Origin of the sequence: Niabella yanshanensis (genome assembly GCF_034424215.1) — a bacterium.
Classification (GTDB): Bacteria; Bacteroidota; Bacteroidia; order Chitinophagales; family Chitinophagaceae; genus Niabella; species Niabella yanshanensis.
In genome coordinates this window covers 4,981,241-5,001,333 of the sequence record NZ_CP139960.1, presented here as the reverse complement: position 1 = coordinate 5,001,333, position 20,093 = coordinate 4,981,241, and the positions used below count along the sequence as shown (strand labels likewise).

Below are 20,093 nucleotides of genomic sequence, written 5' to 3'. Positions count from 1 at the left end.
AATGAAACGAAGAGCTTTTATACAACAAAGCAGTTTAATGGGCATGGGTCTCTTTATGTTGCCTCAGTCATTTCCAGATCCGGCTCCTCCTGTCAGTGACTTCGCAAAAAGACTGAAGCCAGTGGGCCGGGCGCTGGAACTCGAAGGATATTATGTCTGGTGTAACACTCCTATCAAAGGCCCTGATGGTAAAATTCACATATTCTTTTCAAGATGGGATGCCAAAAAGAAAATGAGCGGATGGATCAATGGTTGCGAAATAGCCCATGCTGTGGCAGACACTCCCGAATCAAAGTTTACAGTTACCGGCACTATACTGCAGCCCCGGCCGGGTAACTGGGATGCCACTACCTGTCATAATCCCTTTATCACTTCATTCAACGGAAAATATTACCTGTATTATATGGGTAATAGCAACGGCAAAACCAATACCAAGCGGGTGGGCCTGGCTATAGCCGACTCGTTATATGGTCCCTGGCAAAGAATGGATACGCCTATATTACAGCCGGGCGAAGCTGGCAGATGGGACGATCATTGTACCACCAACCCCTCGGTAATTTATCACAACCGGCAATATCTTTTATACTATAAATCCTGGAACACAAAAGACTATGAATCGGCCAGCGGACCTATAAGAGGCAACCGGAAATATGGTTTGGCCATTGCTGATCAACCTGAAGGTCCGTTTAAAAAATATACTGGCAACCCGGTTATTGATTTTTCATCCAGGGGAAATAATGCCCAGCTTGAAGATGCCTTTGTATGGTACGAAAAGAACAAGTTTCATATGTTAGCCAGAGATATGGGCTACTATAACCATCAGTACGGCATTATCATGAAAACCAGGGACGGGAAAAAATGGGGTAAGCCGGAAATTGCCTTTTATGAAGCAGATAAATATATCAATCAGCCGCCAGCTCCTTCTCACCTCTCCCGGTATGGCCGGTTTGAACGCCCTCAATTATTGTTGAAGAATGGCAAGCCCACCTATCTGTTTACAGCCAGCCAGGGTGGTCAATTTATGACGGCCTCCTCTTTTATTTTTAAAATTGAGTCATGAGTTTGAGACTAACATATACATCGTTCTTATTTACAAGTGCATTGCTGACCTGTTTTATTAGCACCCTTTCTGCACAAACAAGCGCTACACTGTGGCACAACAAAGAAAGAACCCTTCATTACAAACCAGAGGGCTACGATTTTGTTTTGCATAGCGGCACCAAAAAATTTAACCGGGCGCTGTATGGTACCAATACTGGCTTCCGTGTAGAAGCAGGCGATCTGCCGGAGTTCGCCATGTATATGCCCGGAATGGGCGGTAATTGTAAGATTGGTATTACTGTTAATGGAAAAAGTAAATGGATCTCTGAAGCTGCACATATCAAAACCGTATACAGACCAGGATCCATGATCTATGAGATTAAAGACCCCCTGTTGAACAATGGTACTCTTACGATTATAGTATTAGCACTGGCAGATGCTGACGGAATGATTATACAAACAAAATCAGCCAACACTCCTGCCTCATTATCGTTGGTGATTGCTTATGGGGGTGCTACTGGTAAAAAGTTTAGTCGTGATGGCGATATAGGCGCCGACCCTGAATCATCTTTTTACCTGCAACCTGCCTATTGCAAGGACAACCAATACCAGCTTCAAAAAAATAATTTCCGATTATATTATGGCTTCACCAAACCATTAAGCGAAGACGAGCGCTATGAAATCCAATATGGCAAAAAGCAATTCGATACGGCAGCGAAAGACAAACCCAAGCTCATAAGCGGTTTCTTCCCCGAGCATGCTGTTCTGAGATTAGCAGACGCTAACCGGCAGGAAAATCCAATCGCATTGACTGGCTCGGATGCCCGCTCTACAACACCCCTGGTAACCGCTTCTATAAAAATACCTTCAAATAGTGTTTATTACTGGGTTATTGAAAGCCAGGATAAAAAAAGAAAATATAGTGAGGCTCCCATATTATTTACCCGGGCTGAAGCTGCCCGTAAAAAGATAGCCGAGAGGGTAACGCTGCATACCCCGGATGACTTTATCAATCCGTTGGGTAGTGCTTTAGCTATTGCGGCAGATGCCATATGGGAAGAGCCCAGCTATATGCATGGCGCTATTGCATGGCGTATGAGACTCCCGGCCTGGCGTGGAGCCTACGCCGCCGATGCCTTGGGATGGTACGACCGCGCAAGAATGCATTTCGACAGCTACCTGAAATCGCAGGTCACTCAAATTCCCCCAGGGCCTGTAACACCCGACACGACTTTGCACTTTGCAAGGCAACTCGAAAAAATGGGAACCTCCATGTTCAGCAATGGATACATCTGTCGAAACCCGAATGGAGATGTACGACCTCACCATTACGATATGAACCTGGTTTTTATGGATCAGTTGCTAACTCACTTACAGCACACCGGCGATCTTACTTATGTAAGGAAAATCTGGCCTGCTTTAAAACTGCACCTGCAATGGGAGAAAAGAAATTACGATGCCGATGGTGACGGTCTATATGATGCATATGCCTGTATCTGGGCCAGCGACGCACTCCAATATAGCGGTGGCGGTGTTACCCATTCTTCCGCATATAATTACCGGGCTAATAAAATGGCAGCCCAACTTGCCAAACTCCTGAATGAAAACCCCGGATCTTTTCAGGAAGAAGCCAATAAGATTGTCACAGCAATGAACGAAAAGCTTTGGGCAAAAGACAAGGGCGTATTTGCTGAATATAAAGACCTGCAGGGATTACAGCTACTTCATTCAACGCCGGGGCTTTGGACCATTTATCACGCAATTGACGAAGGAACCGCTACAGCAGCACAGCAATTCCGGATGCTGCGCTATATAGATCAAACCATACCCCATATCCCGGTTAAGGCCAAAGATCTGCCGTTTGATAATATGTTCTTACTCTCAACAACCAACTGGCAGCCTTACACCTGGAGTATCAATAATGTTGCACTGGCCGAAAACCTCCATACTTCATTGGCCTACTGGCAATCTCACGAGAATGACAATGCATTTAACCTCTGGAAAAGCAGCATCGTGGAAAGTATGTATCTCAGCTCCAGCCCTGGTGGGTTTCAGCAACTTTCTTTTTATGATGCAGTAAGAGGCGAACTATACCGCGATTTTGCTGACCCGGTAGGTGTAGCTGCCAGAACCCTCACAGAAGGTCTTTTTGGAATTCATCCTGACGCGCTGAATAACAGGTTGAAGATACAGCCGGGTTTCCCCTCTCACTGGAAATTCGCCGGGCTTTCCCTACCTAATATTTCTTTTAACTTTAAAGAGGACGGTAATATATCAGCCTACTCCATAACCCAATCTTATAATAAATTAATGAACCTCAGCCTGAGAATACCGGCCCGCAGAGATAAAATCAAAAATATCTGGATAAATGGTAAAAAAGCTACCTATAATTGGGTCAATGACGCATTACACAATCCGGCTATTGAAATAGCAGCGGAACAATCCGCCGCTTATAATATTAAAGTGGAATGGGAAGGTGATTTAATTGAGAAATCGTCGAACAACCATACAGCTGTTGAGAGCGCCCCTTTTCAGCTTCTTTATAAAAAGGCCGAAATACAATCTATTACGGACGAAGAGCAGTCTTTCAAAACAATTGATAACAAACCAAAAATCGCAACACTAGTAGGTGATCAAACCGGCAATCATACTGTATGGATTTCCTTACAGCAGGGCGAGGCCAAATGGATACAGCCCATTACTGTAAATGTAAATCCTGCAGTAGAAATAAGATCTACCATATCTGGTTCCAATATACAGCTACAGATTATCAATAATAGCCTATCGGATAAAAAAGGACGCATATTGGTCAACGGGCACGCCGATGCTATCGCCGTTAAAAGAGGTCAAATAACAACTCATGCTGTTCAAGAATCGTCGCTTGTTACGGGGACTAATAAAGTCGTGATTCAATGGGAAGCGGGCTCCGCCAGTAGCGCAAATTTCCTGGACTGGGAAGTAAAAAGTTCGGGTAATTATGAGGCAATAAATCTCGCAGGCATTCTTAACGATAACGTTATCAATACCTTTAAGCATCAATACCTGTCGCCGCGCACAGCCGGTGTTACTTTGCAAATTCCCTGGCAGGGCATTGGAAACTGGTGTTACCCGTTAATACAACCGGAGATCAGTGATGCCGGTATAAAGGACAAGGAACAGGTTAACCTGGGCCAGATTCCCTTTAAATTAGGCACTGATAAAAACATTGCCTACACTTCTCAATGGGACAACTTTCCGGAGTCCGTTAAGCTACCTCTAAGCGGTTCGGCTTCTCATGCTTATTTACTGATGGCAGGCACTACTAATCATCAGCAAAGCCAGATGATAAATGGTATTATTTATGTTCATTACCAGGACGGTTCTAAAGATTCGCTGGAGCTGGTTAACCCCGTGAACTGGTGGCCTATAGAACAGGATTATATGGATGACGGGTTTGCCTTTAAAAGTGGCCCTAAGCCCTATCGCCTGATATTCAGAACTGGCGAATTAACCAGGGATTACAATAACTATAGTTCTGTTAAAGGCTTCACCAATATGGGCATTGAAGGTGGAGCGGGTACTGTTCTGGACCTCCCCTTGAATCCGGGGAAAAAACTAAGTTCCCTTACATTAAAAACGCTAACCAATGAGGTAGTTATAGGCTTAATGAGCCTCACACTTCAGCGTCCCTGAGATGCTATAACAAGCGGTAGAAAGCAGGAAATATAAAGGTAAAATCCGGAAAGAATTGGGCATTAAAAATCAGGTAATAAAGTTAAATACATCCGTATCTTTCCAACCTTAGAAAAATAAAAAAGATATGTTTTGGGGTTTAAACAGGGTATTTGGTTTAGTTATTTTTATACTGACAGCGGCATCTTTAAATGCCCGTGATTACAGGATTCAGGACAGGAGAACCGACAGTGTTCCTGTTAGAGAACAGGTAGGTGTGGCGGCGCTTCCCGCAGAAATAGCTCCTATTAATGCTCCCTTTAAAATGCCTCAATTGAAAAGACCGGTTTTTCCCGCACGCACCATCACTATTACCGAAAACGGTGCCAAAGAAGGATCTAAAGTAACGGATATCATTCAGCAAACTATTGAGCAGCTCAGTAACCTGGGAGGCGGAAAAGTAATGATCCCAAAAGGCAAATGGCATACGGGCCGCATTACGCTTTTAAGCAATATCAACCTGGAAATTTCGGAAGGCGCTGAATTATACTTCAGCGGTGAAGTAGAAGATTACAGGCCCGCTGTTTTTACGCGTAATGAAGGCATAGAAGTGATGTCGCTCGGCGCATGCATTTATGCCAACGGCCAGCGAAATATAGCTGTTACAGGGAAAGGAAAACTGATTGGTCCTGCCAAAGGAGGTTCTGTGCGTAAACAGATTATGACCAGGGATGTGATTGAAAATGTTGTGGCGCATACCACACCCGTAGTTCAACGCATATACGAAGGACGCAACGGGGCGTTTATTTTCCCTCCCATGTTTATATCTCCTATCAACTGCAACAATGTGTTAATAGAAGGTATTTCATTAGAGAACACTGCATTCTGGAATATTGTACCGGTTTATTGTGACAGCGTTATTATTCGGGGCATTTCAGTTCATTCGATAGGCATACCCCGGGGCGATGGCATTGACATTGAATCATCAAGAAATGTGTTAATTGAATACTGTACTCTAAGTACCGGTGATGATGCGTTCACTATCAAGGCCGGGCGTGGTTACGACGGCTTGCGTGTGAACAGGCCTACCGAAAATGTAGTAGTAAGAAACGGACTCGTGTTGGAAGGCCATGGAGGTATTACCTGTGGCAGCGAAACCGCTTCTATGATCCGTAATTTATATGTACACGATTGTGTATTTGAAAACGCCAGATCTGCAATACGTTTTAAAACGCGCAGACCCCGTGGTGGTGGTGGCGAAAATCTTTTCTATGAAAGAATACGGATCAGTGGCTCCCGCTATGCCTTTGAATGGGACATGCTGGGGAGCGCCACTCATGTTGGCGCCGCAGCTTCACGCTATCCGCCCAGGGCTAAGGATGCGCTGACGCCGGTATTCAGGAATATTAAAGCTGAAAATATTCTTATAGAAAATACCACACAATTTATAAAAGCCATTGCTATACCCGAAAGCCCGCTGGCTAATGTTCTTATTAACAAAATAAGATCGACCACAGACAACCTGATTGCGGCTGCTGATGTTCAGGGCTTAACCATCAGCAATGCACTGCTCTCGGTTCAAAATCCGGTTGTAGACCTTTTAGATGCCCGGAATATACTTTTCAACAAAGTAACCATTATAAGCCCGTCTAATAAACTGCAGCTTAAAGTAGAAGGGCCTTTATCCCGTCAAATCCGCTTTAGAAACAGCGCCCCATCTAAACCAACAGGCTGGGACAAAAATACCTGGCAAAAATCCGATGCCCATTCATCTTCTAAATAATGCAACATGAAGAACCATTGCTTATCCGGTTTATGTATTGCCTTCACACTAATTTTTGGTTCTCTGCCAGCATTGGCGCAGGAAGTAAAGGGCAAGATCTTAAAAATGGTTTCCGAACATAAGGGCCCTGTTATCGGCTCCTCGCATCCGGACGTGCTGGCTACCAATAACCGGTCGGGTTTCGAGACGGGGCAGGTAGTGAAGCTTGACAATGTTTATCACATGTTCGTTAACGAAATGTTTGAAAGACCGCATCGTGATCTGCGTATCGCGCATTGGACCAGCGCCGATGCCGTGAACTGGAAAAGACAGGCAACCATCGTATCCAGTATTCCCGGACGCACCCACAATAATCCCCGTGCAGAGGTTTGGGTAAACTCCGTAATCTTTAATGAAGAAGAAAACGCCTGGAACATATTTTATGTGGCTTACCGCGGTGGTGACAGCACTAAGGGTGAAATAACGGGCAACGACTACCAGGGAAGAATTTGGAGAGCCATGTCGGTAATAAAAGGTAAAGATGGTATTGGCGGACCTTATGCTGATATGGGCATTATGCTGGAGCCGGACGCTGAATCACAAGCCTGGGAAGGACAACAGGCTGTAGCTTCTTTTTTCCCTTACAAAGCTGGCAATACCTGGTATGCAATGTATGACGGACACTATCACACACCTAAAGGAGGCTGGCCAACAGGAATGGCTTTTGCACAAAAACTGAACGGCCCCTGGAAGCGCATGCCGGAGGGCTTTAACCCTATTGGGGTTGCAGGTGTATTTATGGAAAACGAGATTGTATATCAGTTAAAAGACAGTTCTTACCTGATGATATTCGATTCCTTCGGCGACCAGGAAATTGGCTATAGTCTTTCCGGCGATGGTATCTGTTGGGGCAAAGAAACACGCATCAAAATACAGTCGCCCGGAAAAACCTGGGCCGAGCCGGGAGATCACTACACCAGAACACCTTTATGCGCGATCCCTGAAAAAGATGGGACTTTTACCGTAGTCTATACCGCAATGATGAAAGTAAATGGACGAAATTTCTATGCAATAGGTAAGTGCTCTGTTGCCTGGAAATAAAAAACTACCTAAAACCATCTACACCAATCATATATATATATTATAGTAATGACACATCAGCTACTCTTGAATCACTTCAACGATACCTGATGCTGCAACCGGTTTTATTCTAAATTTGTTAGCAACGGCCAAACATCCATGTTTTTTTAATGAGATGTAAACAGTCATGGTGTTAACATAGGTTTGGCCATTGAGTGTGTTCAACTAACACATATTAAAAATATATAAGCAGTTAGTTTTAATTTATCAAGGAACTTAGTCCTCTGCTTGAGTGTCTTTTTATAATCTGCTGCAAAATATATTGATTTAAGACATCTTTTTAATCAATTGTGTAAAACGAGCATTTTATTTAGTGAAAGAGGCAATTTGACAGATCACGTATGATTTCAGAAAAAAAACCAATTCTACTTCTTTAATAAAAACTATGTGCTATATTGCTAATTCACCCAATGGTGAAAATTGAACATGATTGCCTGCAACAATCACAGTTGATTGTATCATTATGCGCATATCCTGCAAATCATACTTTCTAAAATTCATTATTCTCACAGGATCCTTATTCTGCTGCTTCGCATTGAAAATATCCGGACAATGGTCTTTCAAGCCTAATTATTACCAGTATGATGGTTCGGTTCTGGGAACGAATACCGTTTACAGGCTACTTGAAGACAGCTACGGCTTTATATGGATGGTAAGCGATAAAGGCATTTTAATTTTTAACGGCAAGTCCTTTGAAACCCTGAAAATTCCAGGTGACGAACAGGAAATAGTGAACATATGCAGGTATCAAAATAAATTATATGCCAGCTCTTATGCTGGTAAACTGTATGAAGTGGATATGTTGACCCTGGCTATCAATGAGGTTGCTTTACCAGCATACGCCTCCCGCCATGCTACGCCATTTACCATAATGAACGTACTGGGTAACAAGCTTTATTTATCCAAATCCCGGGGTGCTTTTCTAATACTTGATCTTAGCAAAAAGAAGCTACCTGTACTGCAAACCCACAGTGACTATTTTATCCGATACCTTTTACACGGCGACCTATCGGCCATTGATTACAGGTTCTCTTCAGCATGGATTCGGTTTCAAGGTCAAAAAATATTCGCTGATAGCGAGATTTACGAATTGCAAAATAAAAATCTCAAAACATTTTATACAGCCGGAAAAGACAGCAGCCGTTTAAAGAAAGTATCGTCCTTTCTCCGGGAAGATAAGGACCTCTATGTAGGATTTCTTCAATCAGGCGGCCTTATAAAATACAAAAATTACAGTACCGGTTCCGATCAAAATAAATGGCAAAGTGTATTACCCAATGTGGAGGTAGGCGATCTGCTAAAAGACAGCAAAGGAAATATATGGATATCCACTTTACATGATGGGGTATTCGTTTTTATTAAAGAAGAGCAGGGCGTTCAAAAATTCACTACTACTCATAAGCTCCATAGTAACGATACCTGGTATATCAAATATAAAAAACGGGTTTTAGACATCGGCTACAAACAACTGGTAGTTGACCAGTTTAAAAATGGGCGGTTTCATAAGAAGTGGATTGGCGATACTACATCGAATTTTAATCCGGTTATGTTATTTCAAAGCTACCGGGAAAAGGCTGTAATGCTGGGTAGCAACAGTAATTTTATAACCGGCAAAGCCCCCAGCAGCCTGGAACGAAAGATTGCAACCAAAGATCGTCATATATACAATGGAGAGATATACACTACTAACCCGGGGGCAATTATGAAGTTTACCTCCGACCTCAATTTAAAAGTGTTATTTTCTGACACCAGCCAGATCAACTTCTATACGATGTTGCCATTATCCGATTCTGTTTACATAAAAGGCGGCGCCAATGGTATGTATATTAATAATACCCCAACCAAAATTAAAGCAAAGGTCAGTAAGGTGAGGAAATACGACGATGACATTCTTGCCTGTACGGATGAAGGATTGTATATTAAGCGAGGTGAAAAGTATTTTCTCATCAATGAAAAGAAAGGCCTGCCGGACAATCAATGTATGCAAATCGAATATTTCGGTGATCAGTACTACCAATTACTAACTAAAAACGGCCTGGCGTATATCGATAAGAAGAATGGAAGGGTTGCCGGCTCGTTTAATGCACAATTATTGGGAAGCGATATTATCATCCATCATTTCGACGTAGAAAATGACACGATCTGGCTGGCTACCAATAAAGGAGTCTTCGCACTAAACGAACAACTGGTACTTAGCAAAACAAGAAATAATATCTCTGCCTATTTGTACCCCGACAAATTAACCGACAGGGTAGCAAGATACACTGAAAAGAAAGTCGAATTTCAATATAACGAAGAAAAGCTGGTAAGGATGATTATTGAAATACTTGACTTCACTCCAAAATCGTATTATATCACCTATCAAATTGAAAAAGATAACAAAATCATCGCAGGGCCTGGCCAGGTTGCTGATCGCTCATTTTATGTAAACACTGCCGAACCTGGAAACTACAACGTAAAGCTATCGATAGGCAGCGACAAAAATCATGTTTACCAGACGCTGAATTATGCATTGTCGATAACGCCTCTATGGCATCAAACATTATGGTTCAGATCCGTCCTGGGAATCGTTGTAGCATTTATTTTATGGCAATTGATCAGGTGGGTAGTACGTTATTCTATAAAAGGGAAAGAAAAGAAGATAAATGAGCAATACGCAATGCTTCAATTACAGTCTCAGGCCTTTTTCAGCCAACTCAACCCCCATTTTGTTTTTAATGCGTTAACACCGCTGCAATCTCATATTCTGAAAAACGAAAAACTAAAGTCGTTAGAATATCTGGATCGTTTTAGCAGCCTGATGCGGGATATTTTGAAAAACTCCGATAAAATGGAGACTACTTTAAAAAAGGAGCTGGATTTTATAAAAAAATATATTGCTATCCAGCAGATTCGTTTTACGCCGCCTTTTTCTTTCGGGATAAATATTGAGACAGGGATTGACCAGGAAAATATATCCATCCCGGCTATGATGCTGCAACCCATTATTGAAAATGCCATAGAGCATGGCGTAAAAAATATGGGTACGGAGGGAAAGATTGCAGTAGATATCCGTAGTATTACCATACAGGCCCAGGACTGTCTTCAGGTGCAAATAATTGACAACGGCGTTGGCATAACACAAAATATTTTAAAAGAAGGCCACGCCTTGTATATTCTGCAAAAGCGGGTACAAACTTTGCAAAAAAGAAAAGGGCTCATAGCATCTCTTACACATGAAACCGGAGAAAATGAGCGCGGAACTATATTTAAGCTGATATTGTCTAAAACCAAAAATTTATGGACGCCCTAATTATTGATGATGAACTGACGGCCAGGGAAAGCCTCAAAGAACTATTAGCAATATTTTGCCCTCACGTGCGCGTTACGCACATGGCAGAGTCTTACCAGGCAGCCATCGAACTACTGCAAGCTTCAACGCCCGATATATTATTTTTAGATATAAGCCTGGGCAAAGAAACGGGCTTTGATCTTTTGGAGACCCTGGAAAGCAGGCCCACGGCTGTGATTTTCGTAACCGCCTCCGAACAGCATTCTTTAAAAGCTTTTGATTACGCCGCTACTGATTATTTACTAAAACCCGTATCGGGGCCAAGATTGCAAAAAGCAGTAGAAAAAGTAGCCCGTAAAGGTACCGGATGGATCAGGTCTGAAATAGAAGATCTGAAAAACGCAATAAACGGCGAAAGAAGAATCAGTAAGCGCCTTTACATCAGTACAAGAACCGGCGCCGAAATTGTCAATTCAGAAGACCTGTTATATATCCAGGCCCTCGGAAATTATGTGCGACTGGTTTTGATGGATGGTGCTGAAATTGTTACCTCAAAGCTACTGAAGCAATTAGAAGATGACCTGGCTCCAGTGAAAACATTTCTTCGCATCCATAAATCATTTATAGCTAACCTGGCTCATATCAAGTCAATTGACAGAAGCAGTAAAGGCAGCGAGGTTCTTTTCATCAACGGACAATCTATCCCTTGTACTTATTTTGACCTGCTCAAAGAAAGACTTGAAATGATATAATGGATAAGACCGTCGTTCTACAGCCTCCGCCTAATAGCGTTCGTTATTATTCTGGTACTTCCTGATCCGGTTAGTGGCGCGTTGTTGCTTGGCAGCTATTTTATTCTTCTCGTCAGAAGACAAATAGCCGTCACCTTTATATTTTTCTATGGCATTTTGGATGATCTGCTGTTCATCCATCAACTTATTATACTCTTTATGTGTTAGTTTCTTCTTTTTATAAGCAGCCTTAATAGTTGCTTTCTGCTGCGCCATTGTTTTACTAAAACTCTGGGAATGCCCTATTATAGATAGACACAGCATTACCACAACCAAAGAAGTTATTTTCCTGAACATAATTAACCGGATTAACTGATGAATTATAAAGTGAACAAATATAGTACCCTTTAAATCCACTGAATGCTCAAACAGGCATCCTTCCTTATAAATTAACTGCTTTTAACGAAAGATGGCCTTTTTTCAATCCCCTCCCATTCACGTTCAGCTCTATAGCGCCTGCCTTTTTTGACGATTGTACCAACACTACCAGCTTACCTCCAAAAGTTTTCATAGTTGGTAAATGAAAGGGCTCCAGGGAAGTTGCATCTCCATTGCATACTGCTTTAAAAGTTCCGTTCCCCTTTACGTTAAATTGAAGCGACTGATCAGAAACGGGGCAAAGATTCCCATCTTTGTCAACAATCGAAATTGTTATAAAACTGATATCCCGTCCATATGCAACAATAGCACTTCGGTCAGCTTCCAGCTTCAGATGGTGAGGTTTACCCGCAGTTACCATTAGTTGCTCTGCTGCAGGTTTCCCATCTTTACCAAACGCAATTACTTTAACAGAACCCGGCTCATACTTAACATCAGTCCACATTAAACGGTAGCGGTTTTGTGGAGTCGCATGGTGCTTTTTCTGAACGCCCATACTTTTGCCGTTTACAAACAGTTCGGCACTATCGTAGCTGGTATACACAAATACAGGCGTCACTTCACCCTCCCTGCCCTTCTCCGATCGGTTCTTTGCAGACCAGTTCCAGTGCGGTAAGATATGCAAGGTAGGCGACTGAGTATTCCACCTGCTACGGTATAAATAGTACCGGTCCTTAGGTATACCCGCCAGGTCGTTAATCCCAAAATAAGAACTACGCGAAGGCCATTTATTGTCATAAGGTGTAGGCTCTCCCAAATAATCAAAACCTGTCCACACAAACTCCCCTATCACCCAGGGTTTATCATCCTGCATGACAAAATCATCATCCGGCAGGTTCGACCAGCTACAGTATTCCAGGTCGTAGGAAGATGATTGATGATCATCATATTGCTGCTGCGCAGCCTTTATAACCGGGAATTTATATACCCCCCGCGAACTCACCGTTGACGCTGTTTCAGATCCTAATAAGAATCCCTGGGGAAATGTTTTATAAGCCTCTTCATACAGTTTAAGCCGGTAGTTTAAGCCGGGAATATCCAACACAGCACCAAATCCATATTTCATGGCATTCTGCACCTGGTCCATACCCACTGTTACTGGTCGCGTAGGATCTTCCCTGTGAAAAATATCCTGTATGCGCTTAGCTCTTTTTGCACCCTCAAAACCCCATTGATCGGGGACCTCGTTACCGGCACTCCACATTACGATGCTCGGATGCTTACGTGTGGCCTGTACCAGATTCACCACATCCTTTTCCATGTCTTTTTCAAAATAAAGATTGTAGCCATTTTTCACTTTAGGCCGCGCCCATTCGTCAAAACTTTCTGCCAGGAACATAAAACCCATTTCATCACAGAGCTCCAGTTGTTCAAGTGAAGGCATATTATGCGAACTGCGTATCGCATCGCAACCCATATCTTTCAATATCCGCAGTTGCCGCCTCAGAGCTGCCTTACTGACTGCTGCACCCAAAGGCCCCAGGTCATGATGCAGGCATACGCCCTTGAATTTCCTCGTCATCCCGTTTAGCTGGAAACCCTTGTCAGCTGTATAGCTGATCGTCCTTATTCCAAAGCTGGTACTCACCTCATCTTTTAATTCGTTATCTGCATACAGGCGCGATACAGCCTTGTATAATACGGGGGTTTCAGGACTCCATAAGCGTGGCCTCAAAACCGCAAGATCCTGTTCAAACTCATTGCCAAATATTTTCCGGGCAGTATCCTTACTCACCAGCTTACCACTATCATCCATAATATCTGTAACAAGAAAACTGTTGGCAGCTGAAACACGTGTCTTAATTTTCACCTTTGCTTCATCGGCTGTAACCACAGGTGTAGTAATATAGGTACCCCATTGGTCAATACTTTCCTTATTCTTTACGATAACAGATACCTTCCTGTACAAACCGGCACCCGGATACCAGCGTGAAGAGGCTCCCTTATTCGCCAGGTGGACAGCGAGCAGGTTTTTGCGGCCAGTCATTACCTGGTTGGTGATATCAAAATAAAAATAGCTGTAGCCATAGTTCCACGTTCCAACTTTTTTTCCATTAACATATACCTGAGGCTCGCTCATGGCACCCTCAAATAGCAGGATCACTTTTTTGCCGGCTTTAAAGTACGGCAACTCAAATTCTTTCCTATACCAGCCTTCTCCTATATAAGGCAATGATCCGGTGCGGCCGGTTTTCTCTGTCGGTATTTTTTCTCCATTCTGCTCTATCGCTACCACCTGCTTATCTATTTCCTTATCGAAGGGACCGTATATTGCCCAATCGTGTGGCACCGAAACAGTCTGCCAACTCTGATCATTAAACGAAATATCAAAAGCGCCCTCCTGCTTCAAACGTGAAAATTTCCAGTCCTCAGAAAGTACGTCTACAGTTCTCACTTGTCCATTACCGGCAAAAACCGCCATACAGTTCAAAGCCAGTAACAAAATTCTTATACACTTCATAAATACAATTAATATATTTAAAGGTCTGTTTTTTTTAACATTAACAAATGAAGGTCCATTAAGCTCGCTATTTACATGGCCCGATAATCCAAACAATGCCGCAAACCCTTAATTATCTTCATCCCTTAATGGTTTTTCCACTTATGTTTCACTTCATTCGATTACCGGGTAACTTTTAAACGTATGCCCCGGCTCATAATGATTCCAGATCAAAGCGGCTATCTTTCTTGTAAGCACTTCCGCCTCGTTGGAATCTGTCCAGCTTTGATCCTTATTATTTTTAGTGAGCACACAAAAAACAATATCCCCGCCGGGTGCGTTAACCAGCACTACTTCTCCCCGCGCTTCATTAACCGATCCGGTTTTTGAAATGGTATTTACCGTTGAAGGGAATTGAGCCAGTGATCTTCCATTATAAAACTGGTTTTTCAGATATCGATACATTTTGTCGGAATGGCGTGCATCAATTACTTTGCCCTCTCTTATCAATTGAAATAATTTAGACATTTCCCGGGGAGTAGTTTGTCCCCAACCATATTTCTTCCAGATCTCCAGGCGGCCTTCGGTACGGGAATTAACTTTTGTATTTTTCAATCCCAGGTCATCCATCATCTTGTTAATAGCCATTCCGCCTCCGCTTAATTGCTGTAACCAAATCGAGGTTATATTATCACTATAAGTGAGCATCAGCGATATCATTGTAGAAAGATCTGTTTTTGCACTGTCCTTATAAAACTGCATCAGTCCCGAACCACCATAAAGACGTGATGTATCATAAATAAATTCCTGCGATAGCTTCAATTCCCCGCTCGCTATCTTATCAAAAACGCCCACTAATATCGGCACTTTTACAATGCTTGCCGTTGGGAAAACAGTATCTGCATTAATAGCCACCATCCGGTTCTTCTTTAAGTGATGTACATAAATGCCGATATCACCGTTAAAACCTGCAATCTCTTTTTTTAATGCGACGTCCAGTTTTTTGTCGACCTTCTGCCCGGTTACCCCCGAAAAAATCAAGACAAATGGTATAAGAAAAATTACTCTCATAATATAGCTATTGAAGTTCATTCAAAGATAGCTGTCAAAATTTAAGAGAACAACCGATGTTTTGCCCCCGGTCAATTGGATATGTATGACCGGGCGTCCGGCTATTTCAGGTAGTTTTGAAGATCACAGCTCTTTAGTGCCTCAATACCCTGCACAACCCTGGCTGCATTTAACGTGGACCCTTCCTTATTAGGATGGGTATGATCTTTTGGAAAAAACCTGGCAACCGCTTCAGATCCCATGGCATCGTAAGCATCGGCTATCGACGTATTCAGATCTATAAACCAAGCGCCTTCTGCTGCCGCTACCTGTTTCGCCCAAAGCGCGTAGTCCTGGTCTCCTCGTTTCGCTTTACCGTCCTTAAAATTATTCCTGGGAACAGGAGAACACACTATTGGAATAGCCCCTTTGTCCCTGGCTTCCCGAATGTAGCGACGCATATAATGCCCGTAGGTATAAACAGTTTCATTCACCTTCCTGATAGGATTATAAATATCTCTGCTTTCGTTGCCGATGCCTTTAATAGTACCCCTGGCTCTCGAAGTATCGTCCAAAGGACCGGCATCATTATGCCCGAATTGCATGATCACATAATCTCCTTTGTTCAAAGTTTTCAGGATGGCATCCCATCTTCCTTCCGTGATAAAAGTGCGGCTGCTTCTGCCCCCGATGGCCCTGTTTTCTATGGCAAGCCGGGTAGTATCAAAATATTCACCTATTAAACTGCCCCAACCCCAAAGTGCATCAGCGCCTTTACCACTACCGTTCTTAACGGTTGAATCGCCAATAATATATAACACAGGTTTTTCTTTAAATACCACAAAAGACAGGAAGGTTAAGGAACAGAACAGCAGCAGGTAAAATACTTTTTTCATTTCGAATATTTAATTATAGATTTTAGTGATTATTCTATAGACATTCTCTATAGCATTTACCGATAATTCTTAAACCATTCATCAAATTCTTTCGAGGTAATGGTAAAAACAGTGCCATGCCTGATTCCTTTAGGCATCTGTATGCTATCTGATATATCAGTCCAGGTTTTTAAATCTTTCGAAGACACTGCTCCATATCGATGATCTCTGTACTTGTCAAAATACACGATCCATTCATTGTCTTTTAGCAGCACAGTAGGCCCTTCTGCCCAGTAATCCCCTGTTATCGGCGCAGAAGGCGCAGAATATCCTGTATGTATTTTTTTACTGGTAGCAATTTTAATATTCTTCTCCGCTACCGGCAGTTTGGTTTCGTCTTTGAGAAACATAATGTACCGGCTATTTTTTTGCTGAATCGTAGCATCTATGACTGTAAAACCTTTATCATATAAAATTTCCGGCCGGGTAAATGTGTTAAAGTCTTTTGTGAAAACATAATACATCCGGTGGTTATATTTACCATCGCCCGATGAGTCTGTTTGGGGATACTTCCCCGGTATGGTTGTTGCCCAATAGATCATGTACTGTTTTTTCTTTGCATCGTAACTGATTTCCGGCGCCCAGCAGTTTAAAGCATTCACATCTTCCATAAGAGGTATATACCGTTGTTCGCTCCAGTTCACCAGGTCTTTTGACGAGGCATACCCGATCCCCTTCTCATTCCAGCTAACAGTCCATACCATATGAAACAAACCGTCGGTTCCTCTTATGATGCAAGGATCACGCATCAGCTTATCTTTACCTGCCGTTGGTTTCAAAAAGGATTCATCTTTATTCAAGGCATCCCATTTATAACCATCCTTGCTATAAGCCAGGTGTAAGCCGTCCTGCCCGTTATTCTTAAAATAGCTGAACATGTATATGGGCGACTGAGCATTTGCCCAGCCCGCCAGTATCATTATACTCCACAGTAATACGAGCTTTATCTTCATTACTTTTATTTTCACTTCTTAGTTTTTAAAGGTTTTAATTGAACAATAACCGGTTCATCTCTGTCGCAGGAGACTTCTCCATTCCTGTATTTTAATTCCGCTACCTGTATCACACTTCTCTTATCCTCAAAGCTACCTTTTACCGAAGGTTGATCCTTTCTACGGCCGGGATGCGTAAAATAATAAACATAGGCCTTGTCGCCGTTTACCACCACATCACAATGGCCACCGATAGCCTGATCGTCTTTTCCTTTTCCAGGATGCTCCAATATCCTCGAAGCTTGCTTTGTCCAGTTCAACAGATCAGGGCTTGAAAACACTTCCATGCCTTTCCAGGCATCAATGATCATAAAAAACCGGCTTTCCCAATAAAACACTTTCGGCCCCTCTCCTCTTGCGGCTATGGCCTTCCCCCTATCCTGCCAGTTATACAGATCTTTACTCTCAGCGTAATAGATACTTTTTCCATCCTTTTCATTGTTGTACCACATACGCCATAATGAATCATTGACTTTATAAACCGAAGCATCAATAACTTTTTCATTTACCAGCTTCAGCACCGATTGATACTTCCAATTCATCAAATCAGCGCTGGTCAGGTGCACAATAATACGTGGGTGCGACCAGCCACTGAAAGTGCCCGGAACATAGGTGAGGTACATGTGCCAGCTACCATTATGTTCAATGATATCGGGAGCCCAATGGGTATAACCCGGATCGGGCCTGTAATTAATATTAGCGGTATCCAGGTACTGCCATGTTTTGCCATCTTTACTCTGAGCAATACCGATGCGGGTGCCATGCACCCATTGCACGGTGGTATCCGCTATCGAAGCCCGCCGGTTCGTATAAAACATCCACCAGCGTTGTTTCTTTTTATTATAAACAATAACTGGATCTGCGGCGCCATGATACACCGGGTCATCGTATACAGGCTTCGGAGCGGCCTGATTCTTCTGTCCGGCAACATTGGCACCGGTTACTAATAGCAGCACTGATAGAGTCACTGTTCTTTTCATCCATTGTATCATTTCTATAACCCGATAGTTCATAAACCAGTTTCCTCAATTAAAGTAACATCATCTACACAACAAAATGCATGGGCCTGACCTTCACCCACAAAGCCAATCTCCACTTTCCCGCCAGACACTTTTATCTTCTCAATCCTTATCTTTTTCCACCCCTCATCAGCCGTAATATAATTCAAAGCAGGGCTACTATCCCCGGTTTGTGCATACATTTTAATCTTAGAGTTCCCCGGACTACATTTGATCATTGCCGTAAGGGTATATGATCCATCTTTTAATGTTACATAGGGTGTAGAACTAATCGTTTGTGACACCTTCCTTTTAAATGGGATTTTATCGCTGATGTAAAGACTCTTTTCACCGGTCACCTTCTTTCTGTCGGGCTGTGTGTTAAAATAATTCAGCACCGGTGAACTGCTGCTATCCAAAGACACTTTATTTCCTTCCATCACTTCGGTGGTCCAACCCAGCAGGAAGGCTTGAACCGGTTTTACGTGGCTGGGAATCCGGTTACGGTCGGCTTCAAAACTACCATTGGATACGTAATTATTATCTGCGGCTACTTCCCACGAACCGGTTATTGCATCCAGGTTCCAGGAGCTTAATGAATTGAAGTAAGGTGTATCATCCCTGAATGAAAGTGGTAACCATTGGTTATATCCTAACCCGTTGCCCGCAAAATTAGCCCAGCGATCGCCGCAATATAGCACGGTTTCTTTTTGGCTTCCTGTCACGTTTACAAAAAATCCCGTTTGCGTTACATGTGCATAATCCTTCTCGCTGCCTTCCATTACCATCATATCGTTTGCCGGCAGATAAGGTCCCCGTATATTATCAGCAACCAGGTAATAAGCAAAAGAGGCATCCCATCCGTAAATATTGGAAGCCGCCATATAATACCTGCCCTTGTATTTAAACATGCAATTCCCTTCCCGGCTGGCTCCTTTAAACACTTCGGTACAATCCAGCAGCGCTACCTTTTTATCTTTAACACCAATTTCGGAAACATAAATGCGGTTGCGCCCCCTGCCATAAGAATACACCAGGTAGCACTTACCAGTATCCGGATCGGTAAAAACGGTTTGATCTCCTGTATTAGGAGTGCCAATGATCGGCTTCATATCAATTAACCGGTGCCAGCTAAAGGTACCTGCGGGCGTCTCAGATAATGCCACCAATACCTGGTTACCAAACTGCACAAACATCGCGTACTTATTTACATCTTTCACGTACCCTACGCCTAAACGACCTACCCATGTAACCCTGCTTACTTTTTCCAGATCGCCACGGCTCACCACGTTGCCTTCGGTCTTCCAATTGACCAGGTCGGTTGATGAGTAACAGGTTACCGACTGAAAGGTAGCATGAGGTAAGGTTACGGAGGGATCCTGCCTGTATTGAGCCGCTTCCCTGTAATGCACTCCATACCAATAATACTTCTCCTCACCCGTTACCGGGTCTTTAAACCTGAATATGCCCCCACCCTGGCTATAAATGGGCTGTCCCTCCTTTGTATTCCAGAACACGTTATTTTTAATGTTGCGCAGCTGTGCAGCCATATCTGCAGACATACCCAAACAGAACCCGGACAGGAGCAAAATCCTTACTGTCATATCCCGCACAAAGCGTAAGTATTTCAATTGTCTCAATATC

General features: G+C 43.0%; 13 protein-coding genes. 6 read left to right on the top strand and 7 right to left on the bottom strand.

The genetic code is table 11. The features are described from left to right. Position 1 precedes the first annotated feature (1 nt). The 6 genes from U0035_RS20640 (at position 2) to U0035_RS20615 (ending at position 11,617) form a co-directional block, all read left to right on the top strand. Complete coding sequence (locus tag U0035_RS20640) at positions 2–1,060, top strand: glycoside hydrolase family protein (protein WP_114790829.1); 1,059 nt, start codon at positions 2–4, stop codon at positions 1,058–1,060. Next, positions 1,057–4,713: a DUF4450 domain-containing protein gene (locus U0035_RS20635; protein WP_114790828.1), complete on the top strand. Its 3,657-nt coding sequence runs from the start codon at positions 1,057–1,059 to the stop codon at positions 4,711–4,713. The genes U0035_RS20640 and U0035_RS20635 overlap by 4 nt, the downstream gene beginning before the upstream one ends. A 127-nt stretch (positions 4,714–4,840) precedes the next feature. Beyond that, entirely contained in the window at positions 4,841–6,475 is a 1,635-nt protein-coding gene (locus tag U0035_RS20630; protein ID WP_114790827.1) for a glycoside hydrolase family 28 protein, read from the top strand. A gap of 6 nt (positions 6,476–6,481) precedes the next feature. Continuing rightward, a complete protein-coding gene (locus U0035_RS20625; RefSeq protein ID WP_114790826.1) occupies positions 6,482–7,555 on the top strand; it encodes a glycoside hydrolase family protein in 1,074 nt (357 codons plus the stop codon). A gap of 574 nt (positions 7,556–8,129) precedes the next feature. Further along, positions 8,130–10,886, top strand: a complete 2,757-nt coding sequence (locus tag U0035_RS20620; RefSeq protein ID WP_162817854.1) for a sensor histidine kinase — start codon at positions 8,130–8,132, stop codon at positions 10,884–10,886. After that, the gene (locus U0035_RS20615) at positions 10,874–11,617 is read left to right on the top strand and encodes a LytR/AlgR family response regulator transcription factor (RefSeq protein ID WP_114790824.1); all 744 of its coding nucleotides are present in this window, start codon (positions 10,874–10,876) and stop codon (positions 11,615–11,617) included. Before U0035_RS20620 ends, U0035_RS20615 begins: the two co-directional genes overlap by 13 nt. Before the next feature lie 30 nt (positions 11,618–11,647). Here the strand turns inward: U0035_RS20615 and U0035_RS20610 are convergent, their stop codons facing one another. The 7 genes from U0035_RS20610 to U0035_RS20580 all read right to left on the bottom strand — a co-directional run bounded on the left by U0035_RS20610 (position 11,648) and on the right by U0035_RS20580 (position 20,089). Continuing rightward, positions 11,648–11,953 (bottom strand): hypothetical protein, encoded by a 306-nt coding sequence (locus U0035_RS20610; protein ID WP_162817853.1) that lies wholly within the window; start codon positions 11,951–11,953, stop codon positions 11,648–11,650. Between the two features lie 85 nt (positions 11,954–12,038). Next, positions 12,039–14,495 (bottom strand): DUF4982 domain-containing protein, encoded by a 2,457-nt coding sequence (locus U0035_RS20605; protein WP_114790978.1) that lies wholly within the window; start codon positions 14,493–14,495, stop codon positions 12,039–12,041. 153 nt (positions 14,496–14,648) lie between these two features. Further along, entirely contained in the window at positions 14,649–15,545 is an 897-nt protein-coding gene (locus U0035_RS20600) for a serine hydrolase (RefSeq protein ID WP_114790822.1), read from the bottom strand. 101 nt (positions 15,546–15,646) lie between these two features. Further along, positions 15,647–16,420, bottom strand: coding sequence for a rhamnogalacturonan acetylesterase (locus U0035_RS20595; RefSeq protein WP_114790821.1), 774 nt, complete (start codon positions 16,418–16,420; stop codon positions 15,647–15,649). A 56-nt stretch (positions 16,421–16,476) separates the two neighbouring features. Then, a complete protein-coding gene (locus U0035_RS20590) occupies positions 16,477–17,427 on the bottom strand; it encodes a glycoside hydrolase family 43 protein (protein ID WP_245957709.1) in 951 nt (316 codons plus the stop codon). Continuing rightward, on the bottom strand, positions 17,424–18,464 hold the full coding sequence (locus tag U0035_RS20585; RefSeq protein WP_245957708.1) for a family 43 glycosylhydrolase: 1,041 nt from the start codon (positions 18,462–18,464) through the stop codon (positions 17,424–17,426). The genes U0035_RS20590 and U0035_RS20585 overlap by 4 nt, the downstream gene beginning before the upstream one ends. Further along, the gene (locus U0035_RS20580; RefSeq protein WP_245957707.1) at positions 18,461–20,089 is read right to left on the bottom strand and encodes a family 43 glycosylhydrolase; all 1,629 of its coding nucleotides are present in this window, start codon (positions 20,087–20,089) and stop codon (positions 18,461–18,463) included. The genes U0035_RS20585 and U0035_RS20580 overlap by 4 nt, the downstream gene beginning before the upstream one ends. Positions 20,090–20,093: the final 4 nt, after the last annotated feature.